The sequence below is a fragment of the Sphingobium sp. L-44 genome (genome assembly GCF_056859495.1).
In genome coordinates this window covers 44,724-61,328 of record NZ_JBSXOQ010000039.1, presented here as the reverse complement: position 1 = coordinate 61,328, position 16,605 = coordinate 44,724, and the positions used below count along the sequence as shown (strand labels likewise).

Sequence of the window (16,605 nt, the reverse complement as noted above, 5' to 3'; positions counted from 1 at the left end):
GTGTGAAGTGTGGTAACTCCACCTTACCGATGAGCCCGGTGGCCACCGAGTTCGAAATCGCATGGGGTTGGGCATGCCCAACCCCATGCGATCACCTCAATCTACACCGGAAATTACACCACGAGCGCGGACGCTAACCGCCAGCTTCAGCCGATCGCGGAAGAAGGCGGTCATGACGTCGAAGGCCTCGCGCGATTCCGGCAGGGCGGGATCGTAGAAAAAGGCATGGCCCAGTCCATCCCACATATGCAGGTCGGCATCGACCCCGGCCTTGATCAGTTCGCGATGGGTGTTGACGGTCGCGCTCATCTCGAAGGCGCGGGTGCCGGTGATTAGCAGCGTCGGCGGAAACTGCTTCAGCGTCGTGGGCGACAGCGCCGGCGACACCAAAGGATCGCTGCGGTCGATATTCTTGAAATAGGCGCGAACATCGTCACGCGGCGGCAGCGCCTGGAACGGCCGGGCGAAGCTCTGGCTGTCGCCGCCCCAGCGCGCATCGCCCGAGGCGCAGAAGATGCCGATCGCGCCGGGCAGCGGCAGCTTCTCGTGGATGAACCAAGCCATTGCCTCGGCCGTCAGCAGCCCGCCGGCCGAACAGCCGAAGATGCCGATATCCTGCGGCTGGTAGGTCTTGAGCAGTGCGCGATAGACCTTGGTCACATCCTCGGTCGCTGCCGGCCAGATGGTCTCGGGCGCCTGGCGGTAGGTGATGGAGAGGATCTCTACCCCGGCCAGCCCCGCGAGCGGGATCGATTCCATCATGCCGGTGCCGCCGGCCACGCCCATGATGAAGCCACCGCCTGGCAGATTGAGCAATATCTTCCTGCGGTTGCCCGGTGCGACGCCAGCTGCCGGGATTGCACGCACGGCCGCTATGCCGGCGATCTGTTCCTCGCGTGTCGTCACCTTGTACATTGCTTTGAGCGCATCGATGCGTGGTGCGATCAGTTGCGGCATGCGCTGGCGCAGCGCACCGGCCTGCCCGGCGGCGACCGCGCGCATCATCGGCTCTTCGGGATCGGTCGGCGTGCGCGGCAGCGCCTTCTTCGCCGCCTCGCTCAGATAGATGGAGGGCGGGAGGCGAAAGCCGGGAACATGGACCGTGCCATCCGGCTCGATCGTGCCGGAAGCCGCCGGACTATCGGACTGTGGCGTCTGGGCCACTGCCGTCCCGGCCAGGGCCAGCAGGACAAACGGCAAGGCGAATCGCATCGTCATTAACATCGCTCCTCTCCATCTTATATTATGGTATATAAGATATCGACTTGAGCCGGCACGGCAAGGGGGCTAGACCCGCGCGGTGACGATCGATCCCGACAGTGCCTTTACCGACCCGCTCGACGCGATGCTGGGCTTCCATCTGCGGCGCACGGCGGCGGCGGTCACCGGCGCGCTGGGCGAGGGGCTGGCGCCGCTTGGCCTCAATCCGGGCGAAGCGACCTTGCTGCGCCTGATCGGTGCCAATCCGGGGTGCAGCCAGAGCGACATTGCCCGCGTACTGCGCGCCCAGCCGGCCAATCTGGTGCCGCTCATCAACAAGCTGGCGCTGTCTGGCCTGTTGGAAAAGGGCGCGGGCAAGGGCCGCGCGATCCCGCTGACGCTTACGGCGGAGGGGCTGGCGCTGCATGGCCAGGTCTGCGCGGTGTTCGACGCGCATGAGGCGCGGATCGGCCGTTCCATCCCGATCGAACAGCGTCGCGACGTCATCGCCCTGCTGCGCCAGATCTGCCTCGACGCCTGTTGCGGCCCGGACTAGCCGGCGTCCGCCTCCACCCATAGCGGGTGCCGCACCATGGCGCTGGCGAACAGATCCGATTCCAGATGCCCGGCCAGCCAGCCGCGCAACGCGGCCCAGGGCTGCGCGGCAAACCAGTCCGGCTCGACCGCCGCAAACTGCCGCACGAAGGGAAAGATCGCCATGTCGGCCAATGTCCGCCGCGCGCCACGAAGCTGGGCCTGATCCTGCAACCGCGCCTCCAGCGCGTCGAGCAGCCCGGCCGCCTCGGTCCGATGCGCGATCGGGTCGCTGCCATGGCGCTCGACATATTTGTAGCGATCCAGATGCCGCTTGAACGGTCCGTCATTGGTCGCGATCAGCGTCGCGTCGTCACCCGCCAGCCACGCCTCGGGATCATGCCGCCCCAGCGCCCAGCGCATGATCTCCAGACTCTCGTCGATCACCCGGCCGTCGGGCAGCACCAGCACCGGCACCGTCCCCTTGGGCGAGGCGGCCAGCATCGCCGCCGGCTTGGCGCGCAGCAGGATTTCGCGATGCGCCACCGCCTGTCCGCTCACCAGCAGCGCCAGCCGCGCTCGCATCGCATAGGGACAGCGGCGGAAGGAATAGAGGATCGGGGCATCGGCCATGGCCCGCCCTAACCGAGCGGCCGGCCAAAGAGTAGCCTTACTCCGCCTCGACCCATGTCGTCGTCAGCGCGCGCGGCGAGAGATATTTGGTCGATGTCCAGCCGCCATCCACGACGATCGTCTGTCCGTTGATGAAGGCGGCGCCGGGCGAACAGAGGAAGGCGATGGTGCTGGCCACATCCTCCACCTCGCCCAGCCGCGGGAAGGGGGTGGTCTCCACATTCACCCGCTTGAACATCTCGTCCTCGAACCGGTGGCGCACCATGTCGGTCATGGTGACGCCCGGCGCGACGCAATTGGCGCGGATGCCCTGCGGGCCGTAATCGCAGGCGATATGCTTGGTCAGCGCGTCCAGCCCGCCCTTGGCCGCCGAATAGGCGCCGCCGCGCCGCCCGCCGATCACCGCATAGGTGGAGGAGACGTTCACGATGCCACAGCCCTCGCCCATATGGACGATCGCCTCGCGTGCCAGGCGGAAGGGCGCGCGCAGCATCAGGTCCAGGAAGCCGTCCAGCGTGGCGTCGTCGGTTTCGTGCAGCGGCTTGGGGCTGCCCGCGCCGGCATTGTTGACCAGGAAGTCGATGCGGCCGAACCGGTCGAGCGCCAGCTGCACGATCTGCGCCGGGGCATCGTCGGCGGTGACGTCGATCGACAGGGTGGCGACCCGCGCCGGATCGCCGATTTCGCTCTCCAGCGTCGCCAGCTTGGCCGGATCGCGACCGACACCGACGATCGCCATGCCAGCGTCATGCAGCATCTTCGCCGTGCAGAGCCCGATGCCGCTGCCTGCCCCGGTGATGATCGCTACCTGCATCTATCCTGTCCTCTACTCTGTCCTGCCCCGCTCTTATCCGCTTCGCCGGGCATCGGCGAACCGCCATGGCGATGCCTTGCCGCCCCGGCTTGAACGCGCGCGCATGCCGCGTCACCCCTGCGCCATCATCTGCATAATCCAGCGAAAGGCCCGCTCATGTCCGAACTGCGCTACGACGATCGCGTCATCGTCATCACCGGTGCCGGGCGGGGGCTTGGCCGCGCCTATGCGGAACTGCTGGGCGCGCGCGGCGCCAGGGTCGTGGTCAATGATCCGGGCAGCGCCGTGCGCGGCGAGGGGATCGATGCCGGCCCGGCGGCCGAAGTGGTTGCCGCGATCCAGGCGCAGGGTGGCGACGCGATCGTCTCGACCGACAGCGTCGCCACGCCGGAGGGCGGCCGCGCCATCATAGAGGCGGCGCTCGACCATTATGGCCGGATTGACGGGCTGATCCACAATGCCGGCAATGTCCGCTACGGCTCGATGCAGGCGCTCAGCCAGGAGGATTTCGACGCCGTGCTCGATGTCCATTTGCGCGGCGCCTTCCATGTCGCGCGCGCTGCCTTCCCGCATATGTGCAAGGCGCGCTATGGCCGCATCATCCTCACCAGCTCGATCGGCGGCCTCTATGGCAACAGGGATTGCGTCAATTACGGCATGTCCAAATCGGGCATGATCGGCCTCAACAATGTGCTGGCGCTCGAGGGGGAGGCCGAAGGGGTCAAATCCAACATCATCGTGCCCGGTGCCGTCACCCGCATGGCCGAGGGGCTGGATATCTCCCAATATCCGCCGATGGGGACGGAACTGGTCTCGCCGGTCGTCGCCTGGTTGGCGCATGAAAGCTGCTCGGTCACCGGCGAGATGCTGGTGTCGATCGCCGGCCGCGTCGCCCGCGCCTTCATCGCCGAAAGCAAGGGCGTCTATCAGCCCAGCTGGACGCCGGAGGATGTCGGCGCCCGCATCGACGCGATCATGGACAGCCAGGATCCGCTGGTCTTCGGGCTGGAGGGCCATGTCGACCATATCCGCTACAGCTTCGGTCGCGCCGTCGCGGGGGAATAAAGGCCGCGTTCCGACTGTATCCGGCCGGTCGAATCCCGGCGGTCGATGCGCTATGGACCGGGCATCCCCGTGCGGAGTCGGAACCCATGAAGGCGGAACGGATCGACGAGGCCAGCCTGCGCCAGCTGGTCGAAAGCTTCTATGCCCGCGTCCGCGCGGACGACCGGCTTGGTCCGATCTTCAACGACGCCGTGGATGACTGGCCGGCGCATATCGACCGGCTGGTCGATTTCTGGTCGTCGGTGATGCTGTCGTCGGGCCGTTACAAGGGACAGCCCGTCCCGGTGCATATGGCGCATCGCGACCGGATCACGCCCGCCCTGTTCGACCATTGGCTGAATCTCTGGTCGCAGACGACCGACGCCGTCATGGTTCCGGCGGCGGCCGCCGCCTTGCAGGACAAGGCGCAGCGGATTGCGGAAAGCCTGCAACTCGCGCTGTTCTTCCGGTTGGGGGCGCCGTCGGCCGCGGGGGCATGAAGGGCGCGCCGATACGCGCCCCTGTCCGCCCTATTCGATCGTCACGCCGACCACGCGCCAGGCCCCATTTTCGCGATCCAACGTCACCGTCTCGATCGCCTGCGCCTGGTTGGCGTAGCTGGCGCGGAACTTCACTACTTCATAGCCATGGGGCGGGGCGGGCAGTTCCTCCTGGCTCAGCAGGCTGCGCGACTGAAGGGCGCCGAACCGGCCGCGCATCGTCTGCGACACCTCGGTCCAGACCTGCACCGTATTGAGTTTCTGGAAAGCGCTGCCGGTGCCGCGATAGCTCTCGGCCCATTCGTCCTGGTCGATCAGCGCCAGCCATTGGCGCGCAGCGTCGACGACCTCGGCATTATGCGCCTGGGCGGCGGCCGGCATCGCTTGCGGTGTGGGGGCGGCATCGGGCAGGGCGGCGAGCGCCAGCAGGCCAAGGACAAAAGTCATGAGAAGCACTCCAAGCAGGATCGGGCGCCGGCGATCGGCCGGCCCCACGCCGACGACCGGCGCCTCGTCCTGATCCGCTTCGACCGGGGCTGCGTCTGCCCCCAATAGCCTGTCCCCCAGAAAATCGGGGGGCGATGTCTCGGGCGCACCTTCGGCTTCCAGCAACAGCCGGGCCGCCTCGCGGCTGCTCGACACCGCCATCTTGCGCCGGGCGTCGCGCAGCCGTTCGTTGATGGTATGGACCGACAGGTCCAGGCTGCGCGCGATGGATTTCGCGTCATGGCCCCGGACCATCAGGCGCAGCGTCTGCTTTTCCTTCTCGGTCAGCGCCCAAAGGCCGTCTGTCATCCCGCTGGTCATGGCGCCAGATGTACGAAGCCCCCGACGCGCCAGCTACCCCAAAAAATTCGTATCTTTGGCGGGGCCGGTCAGTCCGACAGGCTGCGCAGATAGGCGATCAGGTCGGCGCGCGCGAGCGGGTCGGGGATGCCGCTGAACTGCATCTTGGTGCCGGGCACGAAGCGCTGCGGATTGGCGATCCAGGCGTCGAGCGCCTTGTCGTCCCAAACGCCGCCCTTGGCGCGCAACGCGGCGGTATAGCCGAACCGGGCGCTGTGCTGGCCGATCGGCTGGCCGTAAATGCCGTGCAGATTGGGTCCGCCAGTGTCGGGTCCGCCAGCGCTGCTGGTGTGGCAGGCGGCGCAGGTGCCGAACAGGCGGGCGCCGGCCTTGGCATCGGCCACCGTCATCAGCTTTTCCAGCGTCGGATTGGGGCCGGCGGCCTTCAACCGCTCAGCGCGGCGATCATCGGAACAGCCGATCAGGCTCAGGGTCAGCAACAGGGCGGCGGAGGCGGGACGCAACATGGCGCGCCCATGCCCGATCGCACGGCGCGCGGCCAGCGGACCAATTGTCCTACGACGTTGCCGGTGCGGCCTCTTCCACCAGCCGGGCGCGGATCTGCTGTTTCAGCACCTTGCCGGCGTCATTCTTGGGCAGGGCGTCCCACAGCGCCACCGCCTCGGGATATTTGAAGCGGGCGACGCCATGGCTGGCCAGATGCGCAGCCAGCGCGGCGACATCCGGCGTGGCGCCGGGGCGCGGCACGATCACCGCCACCGCCCGCTCGCCGGTGCGCGCGTCGGGGACGCCGACGATCGCGATCTCGGCAATGGCGTCATGGCCCACCAGCAGATCCTCGATCTCCTTGGGCGCGATATTCTCGCCATTGCGGATGATCAGATCCTTGATCCGGCCGGTCACCACCAGATGGTCGCCATCGACCCAGGCGCCCTGGTCGCCGCTGCGATAATAGCCGTCCGGATCGAAGCTCGCGTCCTCATCCGCCTTGTGGATATAGCCGACCATCATCTGCGGCCCGCGCGCGCGAATCTCGCCATCCGGCGCGATGCGGACGGTGGCGATGCCGGGGCGGCCATCGGTCTCGGCGGCATGGGTGACATCGGCCCGGTCGATCACCCCCACTGTGGTCACCGGCAATTCGGTCGATCCATAGACGCGGCTGACCACCGCCTGCTCGAAATAGCCGGCGGCTTCGCGGATCAGCGCCGGCGGCACCGACGCCCCGCCACAGATGAACAATTTGAGCGCGGGCAACCGCGTATCCGCCGCGCGCGCCGCCGCCAGCAGATGCTGCAGGAAGGGGGTGGCGCCGGCCATATGGGTGCAATCGGCCTCGGCCATGATCCGCACCGCATCGTCCGGGTTCCACTGCTCCATCAGGATCGCCGTCGCGCCCAGCAGCAGCGGCGTCTCGAACGCATAGATCGACCCGCCAATATGGCTGATCGGCGACGGCACCAGGAAGCGGTCGCCCGGTTCGACCAGCCAGTGGCGGCCGATCTGGCGGATCAGCGCATTGATCGAATTATGGCTGTGCATCACCCCCTTGGGCCGGCCGGTGGTGCCGCTGGTGTACATGACCATGCGCACCTCGTCGGCATCCAGCGCGGGCAGCGGCCGGCCGGTGGTCGGGGCCGAAGTCAACAGGGCGTCATAAGCGCAAACTTTGCCCTCTTCCGCCCGGACGATGACGATCTCCGGCGGCCTCTCCATCTCCGTCGCCACCCGTTCCAGCATCGCGCCATAATCGTGGCCGCGGAAGCTTTGCGGCACGAAGATCATCCGGCAGTCCACATCCGCCAGGATGAAGCGCAGATCATGGTCGCGCAGCGACGGCAGGATCGGGTTGGCGACCATGCCGGCGAGCGTCGCGCCCATGTAGATGACCGCCGCCTCCTGCCAGTTGGGCAGCATGAAGGATATGACGCTGCCGACCGGGAAGCGCGCCAGCAGCGCCTGCGCCAGCCGCTGTGCCTGATCGTGCAGGTCGGCGGCGGTCAGGCAATGGTCGCCGTCGATCAGCAGGATGCGATCGGGCGTGTCGCGGGCGGCGCTCACCAGCGCATCGGCGGCGGTGTCCGATCGCCACCAGCCATCGGCATAGGCCTGCGCTGCCTGATCGGCGTCCCAGCGTATGTCCCATCCTGCGGCGGTGATCCGCCGTCCTGCTCCTGTCCCGGCCATGCTCGCTCCGCTGTCGATGGACGAGCCATGCGAAAGAAGCGCCGACCGGGCAAGCGCGGCGCTGATCCACCGTCCCCGCGATCAAATCGGCTGGCCGGTTCCGACCCTTCCGATCCTCCTTTATGGCCGACCCGATCCGTTTCGAGAGGGCAGCATGCGCATAGTCGACAATTTCATCGGGGGGCAGCATCGCGCATCGGCGTCGACGCGCCTGGGCGACATCTTCAACCCCGCCACCGGCCAGGTGCAGGCGCAGGTTCGCCTGTCGGCGCCCAGCGAACTGGATGAAGCGGTCGCCAATGCGCAGGCCGCGCAACCCGCCTGGGCGGCGATGAACCCGCAGCGCCGCGCCCGCGTGATGTTCAACCTCAAGGCGCTGATCGAACAGCATATGGACGAGCTGGCCGAACTGCTGTCGGTCGAACATGGCAAGGTTCATTCCGATGCCAAGGGCGATATCCAGCGCGGCCTTGATGTGGTCGAATTCGCCTGTGGCGTCCCGCATCTGCTGAAGGGCGAGTATACTGAGGGGGCAGGTCCGGGCATCGACGTCTATTCGTTGCGCCAGCCGATCGGCATCGCGGCGGGGATCACGCCGTTCAATTTCCCGGCGATGATTCCGATGTGGATGTTCGCGCCGGCGATCGCCTGCGGCAATGCCTTCATCCTGAAGCCCAGCGAGCGCAATCCCTCGGTGCCGGTCCGTCTTGCCGAACTGGCGATGGAAGCGGGCTTGCCGGCCGGCATCCTGAACGTCGTCCATGGCGACAAGCAGGTGGTGGACGCGATCCTCGATCATCCCGCAATCAAGGCGGTCAGCTTCGTCGGCTCGTCCGACATCGCCCAATATGTCTATGGCCGGGGTGCATCGAACGGCAAGCGGATGCAGTGCATGGGCGGCGCCAAGAATCACGGCATCGTCATGCCCGACGCCGATCTGGATCAGGCGGTCGCCGACATTCTGGGTGCGGCCTATGGTTCGGCGGGCGAACGCTGCATGGCGCTGCCGGTGGTGGTGCCGGTGGGCGAGCAGACGGCGGTGGCGCTGCGCGCCAAGCTGGAGGCGGGTATCGCCGGGCTGCGCGTCGGCGTGCCGAGCGATCCTGACGCTCATTATGGCCCGGTGGTCAGTGCCGCGCACAAGGGGCGGATCGAAAATTATATCCAGATGGCGGTCGATGAAGGCTCCGAACTGGTGATCGACGGTCGTGGCTTCGCACTGCAGGGCTATGAGGATGGCTTCTTCCTCGCGCCGACCCTGCTCGACCGCGTGACGCCGCAGATGAAAAGCTATCAGGAAGAGATTTTCGGTCCCGTCCTGCAGATGGTTCGCGCCGAGACGTTCGAGGAGGCGATCGGCTATCCGACCAGGCATCAATATGGCAACGGCGTCGCGCTCTTCACCCGCAATGGCGATTTCGCGCGCCGCTTCTGCGCCAATGTCGAGGTCGGCATGGTCGGGATCAACGTGCCGATCCCGGTGCCGGTCAGCTATCACAGCTTCGGCGGCTGGAAGCGCTCGGGCTTTGGCGACATGAACCAATATGGCATGGACGGCGTGCGGTTCTACACGCGGGTCAAGACCGTGACCCAGCGCTGGCCGAGCGGCGGCGCGGTGCTGGACCAGAGCTTCGTCATCCCGACCATGGGCTGACACGTCTCCTGAGGGGGAGAAGGCAAGGGCGGGCCGGGCAACCGGACCCGCCCTTGGTCCTTTTGCCGCGTGGTGAAACGCGCGCCGGCCGCTATAGGTTAGGGATCGACCACAGGAGAGAGGCGATCCATGACCCCAAAGGGCGACCAGGCATTATATCAGCAGACACGGCGTTCGGCGCAGGAGGCGGCTGCGCTGATCCCGTCGGGCGCCAAGATCTGCATGGCTTTGGGGACCGGCCAGCCGCCCGCCCTGCTCGCTGCCCTTGCCGAACGCGCCCGGTCCGCTTCTGTCGCTGATCTGCGTATCTATTATATGCTCTGCACCGGGATAGCCGGGGCCAGCCTGTTCGACTTCGCGCTGCGCGACCGGATCACGCCGATGAGCCTGTTCCATGGCGGCGTCGAACGGACGCTGGATCGCCAGCTGGGCGACGCGCATCTCCCGATGATCGATTTCCTGCCCTGCCATTTCAGCCAGGTGCCGCGCGCCATGGTCGAGCATGTTGGCGTCGACACGCTGATTGCGACGGTCGCGCCGATGGATGCGGACGGCAATTTCAGCCTGGGAACCGATGTCGACTATGCGCTGGCGGTGGCGCGCAAGCCGGGCACCCGGATCATCCTGGAGGTGAATGCGCATATGCCCTATGTCCAGGGCGACTGCATGATCCCCTTGTCGGCCGTGACCGCGCTGGTCGAGCATGATGTCGCGCTGCCGACTCTGCCGGCCATCACCCGCACGGCGGTCGACGACGCGATCGGCGCCACCGTCGCCGGTCTGATCCGCGATGGCGACTGCCTGCAGATGGGGATCGGCGCGCTGCCGGAGGCGGTGTGCGCGGGTCTCGCCAACCATCGGCATCTGGGCATCCATACCGAGATGATGACCACGGGCCTTGCCGGGCTGATGCAGTCGGGCGTGGTCGACAATAGCCGCAAGCAGATCCATGCCGGCAAGGCGATCTACACCTTCGCGCTCGGCGACCAGGCGCTGTATGATTTCCTGCACGACAATCCGACGGTCGAGGCGCATCCGGTCGATTATGTGAACAGCCCGTTCCTGATCGCGCGCAATGACAATATGGTGTCGGTGAACGCGACGCTGCAGGTCGATTTCCACGGCGCCTGCAATTCCGAATTCGTCAACGGGCGACAATTCAGCGGCACCGGCGGACAGGTGGATTTCGTGCGCGGCGCCTATGCTTCGCGTGGTGGACGATCGATCATCGCCTGCCATTCCACCGCCGCCAAGGGCACGATTTCCCGCATCACCCCGCGTCTGGACGGGCCGGTGACGACGCCGCGCATGGACACGCATCTGATCGTCACCGAATATGGCCTGGCCGACCTCAAGGGCAAGTCGGTGGGCGAGCGGGCCAAGGCCTTGATCGCCATCGCCCATCCCGATTTCCGGGAACAGTTGGAGCGTGCCGCGTTCGAGGCAGGCTTGTTCGCCGGCTGATCAGCGCGGACGGATCGTCAGCCATTGTGAGACGGTGCCGATCGCGCCGTCCCGGTCATGCAGGATGCTGTGAGTAAGGCCTATGCCGTCGGTGCCGAAGGAAACGGTGACGTCGCAACCCAGCCATTCGCCGACCGGTGCGCGGAAGATATGGGCGGTGAGGTCGAGATTGGGAAAGGCGGCGTCGGCAGTCGATACCAGAGGCGCCAGGCCATTGGCGGTATCGACCAGCCCCATGGCGCGGGCGAGCGGCGATACTGCCTCATCCTCGATCAGCGCATGGGGCGTGCGGATCCAGCCAATGGCGCGGCCCGGCGCGACATATTGGCGGCGGGCATCGATGCTGGCGATGAAGCCGCCGGGCCATTCGCCGGTGCCGTCCCAGGGTGCCATGGTTTCCGGGCCGGGAATGGGATCGAAGCCGCCGCCGGCGATCGCGCTTGTGTCATAAGCCTGGGCCAGCCAGGCGCGCAGCAGGATTGCCGGCCGGCCGCCATGGCTGAGCCGCGCTTCGACCAGTTCGATGGTGCGGCCGGGTCGGATGACGGTGACATCAATCTCGACCGTATCGAGCGGGATGGTGCCCAGGATATCATAGGACAGGCGCCCCAGTTGCAGCGGATCGGGCCGGCGCGCCTTGGCGTCCACCTCGATCGCATGGGCCAGCAGGCCGATTGCGGGGGCGACATGCTGTTCCGTCACGTTCCAGGCGCCGCCGACCAGTTCCGTCGGGGTGAAATGGCGGGCATCAAGCCGCCGGAAATAGGCCATGGGGTCCTCTTCATTGCCGTCTGGGCGGGTCGGATTTCCCCTATCAGCAGGAACCGGCCGCCCGCAAGCTGACGGCGATGATGACAGTCCGGCGTCGGTCGGATGACGATTGCCGCCTTCAAAATTTAACCCCACTGCCGCGCGAACGACACGAGCGTGACTCATGCGCCCGCTAGGGAGGAGGCAGGGGAATGAGGGATGGCGAAGCCTTTGCGTGCGATATTGGTCGCGAGCCTGGCGGTGTTGGCCGCCACGGGATCGCAGGGCGAAAGTCGGCGGAGCGATACTGCCGGGCTGGCGGCGACCGCGCCACAGCCGGATAGGCCGCTGTCGGTGATGACCTATAATGTGATGGGGCTGCCCTGGCCGATCGCCCTTGGCCGGGACGAGGCACTGGGCCGCATCGCCGATCGGCTGGTGGCGCTGCGCCGGGCCGGGCGCCAGCCGCATATCGTCCTGCTGCAGGAAGCCTTTTCGCCGCAGGCCGCGCAACTGGCGCGCCGTGCGGGCTATGCCCATGTCGCGACCGGGCCGGACATCGGGTTGCGCACGGCGATTGCGGCGGGATCGGATGACCGCGCCTATGTGCAGGCGGCGCGCTGGGACCGCGGCGAGACGGCGCCCAAGCAGCTGAACAGCGGTCTGCTCATCCTGTCCGATTATCCGATCACCGGCATCGATCGCATGGCCTTTCCCGATTTCGCCTGCGCCGGCTTCGATTGCCTGGCGAACAAGGGCGTGCTGATCGCCCATCTGGCGGTGCCGGGCTTCGACGGGCCGGTCAGCATCGTCAACACCCATCTCAACGCGCGCAAGGCGGCAGGCGTGGCGATCGCCCGGTCGCAGCGGGCGTTTGATCGGCAGGCCGGGCTGCTGGCCGACTTCGTGCGCGTCCATGTTCCCGCCGGACAGCCGATGATCCTGGGCGGCGACCTCAATATCGGCGGCGATCGCAACCGCATCCACGCCTTCTTCACCCGCTGGGCGCGGGCGGGCATGGGCTTTGTCGCGGCGCATCTGGGCGGCGCTCGGCGGGCTTTGGCGGACAGCCTGCCATCCGATGCCGGCACGCACCGGGATCTCGAACAGGCCAGCGCGCGCGGCAAGGATTGGCTGTTCGCGCGCGACGATCATGGTCGGCCGATGCGGGCCATCCACGCGGCCGTGCCCTTCGGTACGGAGGTGGAGGGCGCGCCGCTGTCCGACCATTTCGGTTACATGATCGCCTATGAACCGGAACGTCGCGCCGGGGCCGCTATCCAATTGGCGCAGGTGGCGTCATGACGATGATCCGCTGGATGGTGGTGTCGCTGGCAGCCCTGGCGTTCGCGGTCCCGGCATCGGCGCAGACGATTACCCCCGATCATGGCGGCTTTGTGCTGAAACGGCCCTTGCGTTTTTCCCTGCTGCCCGCGCCGCTGGACGGTGCAGCGAAGCCGGCGCGCATCTATGCGATCGAACTGGCGCCATCGCCGGCCGAGCCGGCGGCGATCGGCATCGCCGTCCAGCGCAAGCGCAACCGGATGGTGGCGCTGCCGGCTCGTCGGATCGGCGCGGTGCCGCTGCCTACCGACCTGTCTGGCGATGCCCAGCCGCGCAGCAGCCTGATGCTGGTCGACGCATGGCAGCCTGTCACTGGCGGACGGCTTGCAGGCCGAACTGGGCTGGCAGGGGGCCAAGCTCAACAATCGCGGGGCCAATGTGACGGCGCTCTATGGCAGCGACTCAATCAAGAGCCGCGACCTGTTCTTGCCGACGGGGCGGCTGGCCTATGACGCCGCGCCCGGCGTCACCCTGCGCGCGGATTATCGCGAGACGATAGAGGCCTATGCCGGGGTCGGCCTGTCGGGTGCGCTGGGGCTGACGCGGGAGGCGTTCCGCACATTGCAGGCCGGTTTGCGGCCGGAACGCGACAGCCGCATGCGGCTGGGCAGCGACTGGATGGTGGCACCGGACCTGACATTGGCGGTCGATGCCTTTGACGGCGAGGTCGAGGACCGGCTGGCCTTTGTCGAGGACGGCTATCTGCCGGTCAATCGCGGGTCGGCGCATGTGCGGCGGCTGGCGATGCGGGCGGAGCATCGGCTGACGCCCGCGCTCAGCCTGTCGGCGCGCTACCATATGGCGCAACTGCGCCAGGAGCGGGGCGGCCGCGTGCAGGAACAGCAACTGATTCTGGAAGGTCTGTGGGCGCAGGGCCTATGGCGATGCCGGGTTGCCGCGGCGCAGAGCAGCGCGCCGGCGCTGATGCAGGATGATGCTGGCCTGCGGCTGGAGGCCGGCGTCGATTATGCGTTGGCCGGGCGTCGACCGATGCGGGTCGGCCTGCACCTCACCGACCCCGACCAACTGGCGAGCAGCCGGCTCCTCCGCGCCGATGCCTCCGGCGCGGCGCGGCCGGAGGATCAGGCGCAGGCACTGATGCTGACCGCCGCCCTCGCCTGGTAAGGCAAAGGGCGGCGGCAGAGTATCTCATTAAAGCATCTCAGTTCAGGGCATAGGCGATCAGTTCATCGCCCACCGGCGTCTGCATGAAATGATGACCGCCGGCCATGATGACCAGATATTGCTTGCCATTCTGGCTGTAGGTCATCGGCGTCGCCTGACCACCGGCGGGCAGCACGTCCTGCCACAAAGTCTTGCCGGTCTTGAGGTCGATCGCGCGGATCAGATTGTCGGTCGCGGCGGCGACGAAGATCAGCCCGCCGGCTGTTACCACCGACCCGCCATTATTGGGTGTGCCGATCGTCAGCGGAAGCATCGAGGGGATGCCGAACGGCCCATTGGTCCGTGCCGTGCCGAAGGGGCGATCCCAGATGGTCTTGCCGGTGGCGATGTCGATCGCGCGGATGCCGCCATAGGGGGGCTGCTTGCAGAGCAGGCCGGTGAAGGGCAGGCGCCAGCCGGCATTGACGTCGATCGCATAGGGGGTGTGCGCCTGCGGATCGCCCGCGCCTTCCGCCCCGCCAATTTCGCCGCGTGCCTGATCGCGCGGTGCCCAGCCCTTCTTGTTGGCTTCCTTGCGGGGCACCAGCCGGACATAATTGGGCATGTCGTTATAATTGGCGACGATCACGCCACGCGCCGGATCGACGGCGATGCCACCCCAGTCGGTGCCGCCATTATAGCCGGGATATTCGATCGAGCGCTTGTCGGCTTCGGGCGGAGTGAAGAAGCCCTTGTAGCTCGCCCGGCGGAACTGGATGCGGCAGATCATTTGGTCGATCGGCGACATGCCCCACATGTCCTTTTCGGTGAGGTCGGGCTTGCGCAGCGTGTGGTAGAGCGAGATGCGCTGGGTGGCGGCGCGCTGCGCTGGCTCGACACCGATCTGCGGTGCCTTGATATCACCGATCGGGGTCAGCGGCCGGCCGGTGCGGCGATCGAGCACATAGATGTCACCCTGCTTGCTGGGCAGCAGCATCGCGGGCACCGGACCGCGCGCCGTCGGGAAATCGATCAGGGTCGCCTGGGCGCCGAAATCATAGTCCCACACATCCTTGCGCACCGCCTGGAAATTCCAGCGCGGCTTGCCGGTCATCACGTCGATCGCGACCAGCGAGGTGGCGTAGCGATTTTCCTCCGGCCGGCGCAGGCTGCTGTAATAATCGGCGGCGCTGTTGCCCATCGGCAGATAGACGAGGCCAAGCTGCTCGTCGCCCGAGGCGATCGTCCACATGTTCGGCGTGCCGCGGGCATAGGTCTGGCCGGCCGGCGGCGGACCGCTGCGTTCCGGGTGCATCATGTCCCAGGCCCAGCGCATCTTGCCCGTGACCGCGTCATAGGCCTGAATCACGCCGGACGGCGCCCAGCGATCCTGCCCGTCCAGCACCTGATGGCCGGTGACGATCACGCCGCGCACGATGGTCGGCGGCGAGGTGATGGAGACATAGCCCGGAGGGACCTGGCCCATGCCGTCGGTGATGCGGACCTGGCCATTATTGCCGAAGTCGCGGCACTGCACGCCGGTGCGGGCGTCCAGCGCCATGATCCGTGCGTCGAGCGTGCCCAGGATGATGCGCTGGGCGCAGGGCGTGTCGGCCGCAGCGCCGGGCACGGCATAATAGCTGACCCCGCGACAGGCGGCGGTGTATGGAATGGCCTCGTCCGACACCTTGGGATCGAAGCGCCATTTCTGCTTGCCGGTGGCGGGATCGAGCGCGATCACCATGCTCTTGGGCGTGCAGACATAGAGGGTGTCGCCGATCTTGAGCGGCGTGTTTTCCGCGCCATAGGTGTTGCGGATCTGGGCCGAGGCCGGCAGGTCGCCGGTGTGGATCATCCAGGCGCGCTTGAGGTTGCCCACATTGGCGGTGGTGATCTGGGCGAGCGGCGAGTAGCGACGGGCGCTGTTGGTGCCGCCATAGGCCGGCCAGTCGGCGCCGGTGGTGCCGATCGAGGGATCGGCCATGGCATAGCGGGCGTCGGGCAGACCCTGCAGCACCGGCGGAATGAAGTTGCTGGCGATGCTCCAGAAAAAGCCGATCGCGACAGCGAAAGTGACAGCCACCCCGACCCATGCACGGCGCCAGCGACCAGCGCTGCGGTCGAGCGTCGGCCACACCAGTTGCAGCGTGATCAGGAGGACCAGCGGGGCGACGACGCGCGGCACCAGCGCCCAGGGATCAAGGCCCACTTCCCAATAGGCCCAGAGCAAAGTGACAGCGAAGATGACAATGTAGAGCCAGCCGCCCGCCTTACGCCCGCGCGCCAGGAGAGTGCCCGAGACGATCAGGGCGATGCCGGTGACCAGATAATAAGGCGAGCCGCCCGAGATCAGCAGCCAGGCGCCGCCGCCGGTCAGCACCAGCCCGATAAGGCCGAAGACGATGCCCAATATCAGGGCGGCGATCGATCGGCGGGGCGGTGCGTTTGTCATGGTCGGATACTCCCTGGGCAGGAGGCACGGGCAGGTGCCGGTTTACAAAGGAGAAACCGACCAGCTTCGTTCCAGACATGAACAAAATTTCATCTTCGTGGCGCGATTGTCGCGCACA

15 protein-coding genes are annotated in these 16,605 nt (G+C 66.9%); 7 read left to right on the top strand and 8 right to left on the bottom strand.

Features of this window, described 5'->3' with window-relative positions; genetic code table 11:
- Positions 1-96: 96 nt before the first annotated feature.
- Complete coding sequence (locus AC13EK_RS03000) at positions 97-1,218, bottom strand: alpha/beta hydrolase fold domain-containing protein (protein ID WP_483022013.1); 1,122 nt, start codon at positions 1,216-1,218, stop codon at positions 97-99.
- Between the two features lie 82 nt (positions 1,219-1,300).
- Here AC13EK_RS03000 and AC13EK_RS02995 point away from each other — a divergent pair, with 82 nt between their 5' ends.
- Positions 1,301-1,756, top strand: coding sequence for a MarR family winged helix-turn-helix transcriptional regulator (locus AC13EK_RS02995; RefSeq protein ID WP_069337273.1), 456 nt, complete (start codon positions 1,301-1,303; stop codon positions 1,754-1,756).
- On the opposite strand, the gene AC13EK_RS02990 is transcribed toward AC13EK_RS02995, so the two are convergent.
- Both AC13EK_RS02990 and AC13EK_RS02985 read right to left on the bottom strand, forming a co-directional pair.
- Positions 1,753-2,367 (bottom strand): glutathione S-transferase, encoded by a 615-nt coding sequence (locus AC13EK_RS02990; RefSeq protein ID WP_069337274.1) that lies wholly within the window; start codon positions 2,365-2,367, stop codon positions 1,753-1,755. The two genes, AC13EK_RS02995 and AC13EK_RS02990, sit on opposite strands and share 4 nt — an antisense overlap.
- A gap of 37 nt (positions 2,368-2,404) precedes the next feature.
- A complete protein-coding gene (locus AC13EK_RS02985) occupies positions 2,405-3,181 on the bottom strand; it encodes an SDR family NAD(P)-dependent oxidoreductase (protein ID WP_069337275.1) in 777 nt (258 codons plus the stop codon).
- 156 nt (positions 3,182-3,337) lie between these two features.
- Here AC13EK_RS02985 and AC13EK_RS02980 point away from each other — a divergent pair, with 156 nt between their 5' ends.
- The gene (locus AC13EK_RS02980) at positions 3,338-4,246 is read left to right on the top strand and encodes an SDR family NAD(P)-dependent oxidoreductase (RefSeq protein WP_069337276.1); all 909 of its coding nucleotides are present in this window, start codon (positions 3,338-3,340) and stop codon (positions 4,244-4,246) included.
- 86 nt (positions 4,247-4,332) lie between these two features.
- A complete protein-coding gene (locus AC13EK_RS02975; RefSeq protein ID WP_069337277.1) occupies positions 4,333-4,725 on the top strand; it encodes a group III truncated hemoglobin in 393 nt (130 codons plus the stop codon).
- A 30-nt stretch (positions 4,726-4,755) separates the two neighbouring features.
- Here the strand turns inward: AC13EK_RS02975 and AC13EK_RS02970 are convergent, their stop codons facing one another.
- The 3 genes from AC13EK_RS02970 to AC13EK_RS02960 all read right to left on the bottom strand — a co-directional run bounded on the left by AC13EK_RS02970 (position 4,756) and on the right by AC13EK_RS02960 (position 7,719).
- The gene (locus tag AC13EK_RS02970; RefSeq protein WP_069337278.1) at positions 4,756-5,532 is read right to left on the bottom strand and encodes a helix-turn-helix domain-containing protein; all 777 of its coding nucleotides are present in this window, start codon (positions 5,530-5,532) and stop codon (positions 4,756-4,758) included.
- Positions 5,533-5,600: 68 nt separating this feature from the next.
- Positions 5,601-6,038 carry a c-type cytochrome gene (locus AC13EK_RS02965; protein WP_069337279.1) on the bottom strand — a complete coding sequence of 146 codons (438 nt, stop codon included), beginning with the start codon at positions 6,036-6,038 and terminating at the stop codon, positions 5,601-5,603.
- A gap of 49 nt (positions 6,039-6,087) precedes the next feature.
- Positions 6,088-7,719: an AMP-binding protein gene (locus AC13EK_RS02960; protein WP_139150005.1), complete on the bottom strand. Its 1,632-nt coding sequence runs from the start codon at positions 7,717-7,719 to the stop codon at positions 6,088-6,090.
- 154 nt (positions 7,720-7,873) lie between these two features.
- Here AC13EK_RS02960 and AC13EK_RS02955 point away from each other — a divergent pair, with 154 nt between their 5' ends.
- The gene (locus tag AC13EK_RS02955) at positions 7,874-9,373 is read left to right on the top strand and encodes a CoA-acylating methylmalonate-semialdehyde dehydrogenase (RefSeq protein ID WP_069337313.1); all 1,500 of its coding nucleotides are present in this window, start codon (positions 7,874-7,876) and stop codon (positions 9,371-9,373) included.
- A gap of 129 nt (positions 9,374-9,502) precedes the next feature.
- The gene (locus tag AC13EK_RS02950) at positions 9,503-10,837 is read left to right on the top strand and encodes an acetyl-CoA hydrolase/transferase family protein (RefSeq protein ID WP_069337280.1); all 1,335 of its coding nucleotides are present in this window, start codon (positions 9,503-9,505) and stop codon (positions 10,835-10,837) included.
- On the opposite strand, the gene AC13EK_RS02945 is transcribed toward AC13EK_RS02950, so the two are convergent.
- Positions 10,838-11,608, bottom strand: a complete 771-nt coding sequence (locus AC13EK_RS02945) for a thioesterase family protein (protein ID WP_069337281.1) — start codon at positions 11,606-11,608, stop codon at positions 10,838-10,840.
- 198 nt (positions 11,609-11,806) lie between these two features.
- Here AC13EK_RS02945 and AC13EK_RS02940 point away from each other — a divergent pair, with 198 nt between their 5' ends.
- On the top strand, positions 11,807-12,892 hold the full coding sequence (locus AC13EK_RS02940) for an endonuclease/exonuclease/phosphatase family protein (protein ID WP_069337282.1): 1,086 nt from the start codon (positions 11,807-11,809) through the stop codon (positions 12,890-12,892).
- A gap of 363 nt (positions 12,893-13,255) precedes the next feature.
- On the top strand, positions 13,256-14,056 hold the full coding sequence (locus tag AC13EK_RS02935; protein ID WP_234792385.1) for a porin family protein: 801 nt from the start codon (positions 13,256-13,258) through the stop codon (positions 14,054-14,056).
- A gap of 37 nt (positions 14,057-14,093) precedes the next feature.
- Here AC13EK_RS02935 and AC13EK_RS02930 read toward each other — a convergent pair whose 3' ends face one another.
- On the bottom strand, positions 14,094-16,487 hold the full coding sequence (locus AC13EK_RS02930; protein WP_069337283.1) for a membrane-bound PQQ-dependent dehydrogenase, glucose/quinate/shikimate family: 2,394 nt from the start codon (positions 16,485-16,487) through the stop codon (positions 14,094-14,096).
- Between the last annotated feature and the right edge of the window lie 118 nt (positions 16,488-16,605).

Coding starts and splice junctions, on each gene's coding strand:
- AC13EK_RS02945 (WP_069337281.1), bottom strand. CDS start 11,608: ATGGCCTATTTCCGGCGGCTTGATGCCCGCCATTTCACCCCGACGGAA.
- AC13EK_RS02980 (WP_069337276.1), top strand. CDS start 3,338: ATGTCCGAACTGCGCTACGACGATCGCGTCATCGTCATCACCGGTGCC.
- AC13EK_RS02930 (WP_069337283.1), bottom strand. CDS start 16,487: ATGACAAACGCACCGCCCCGCCGATCGATCGCCGCCCTGATATTGGGC.
- AC13EK_RS02960 (WP_139150005.1), bottom strand. CDS start 7,719: ATGGCCGGGACAGGAGCAGGACGGCGGATCACCGCCGCAGGATGGGAC.
- AC13EK_RS02955 (WP_069337313.1), top strand. CDS start 7,874: ATGCGCATAGTCGACAATTTCATCGGGGGGCAGCATCGCGCATCGGCG.
- AC13EK_RS02975 (WP_069337277.1), top strand. CDS start 4,333: ATGAAGGCGGAACGGATCGACGAGGCCAGCCTGCGCCAGCTGGTCGAA.
- AC13EK_RS02985 (WP_069337275.1), bottom strand. CDS start 3,181: ATGCAGGTAGCGATCATCACCGGGGCAGGCAGCGGCATCGGGCTCTGC.
- AC13EK_RS02970 (WP_069337278.1), bottom strand. CDS start 5,532: ATGACCAGCGGGATGACAGACGGCCTTTGGGCGCTGACCGAGAAGGAA.
- AC13EK_RS02940 (WP_069337282.1), top strand. CDS start 11,807: ATGGCGAAGCCTTTGCGTGCGATATTGGTCGCGAGCCTGGCGGTGTTG.
- AC13EK_RS03000 (WP_483022013.1), bottom strand. CDS start 1,218: ATGACGATGCGATTCGCCTTGCCGTTTGTCCTGCTGGCCCTGGCCGGG.
- AC13EK_RS02965 (WP_069337279.1), bottom strand. CDS start 6,038: ATGTTGCGTCCCGCCTCCGCCGCCCTGTTGCTGACCCTGAGCCTGATC.
- AC13EK_RS02950 (WP_069337280.1), top strand. CDS start 9,503: ATGACCCCAAAGGGCGACCAGGCATTATATCAGCAGACACGGCGTTCG.
- AC13EK_RS02990 (WP_069337274.1), bottom strand. CDS start 2,367: ATGGCCGATGCCCCGATCCTCTATTCCTTCCGCCGCTGTCCCTATGCG.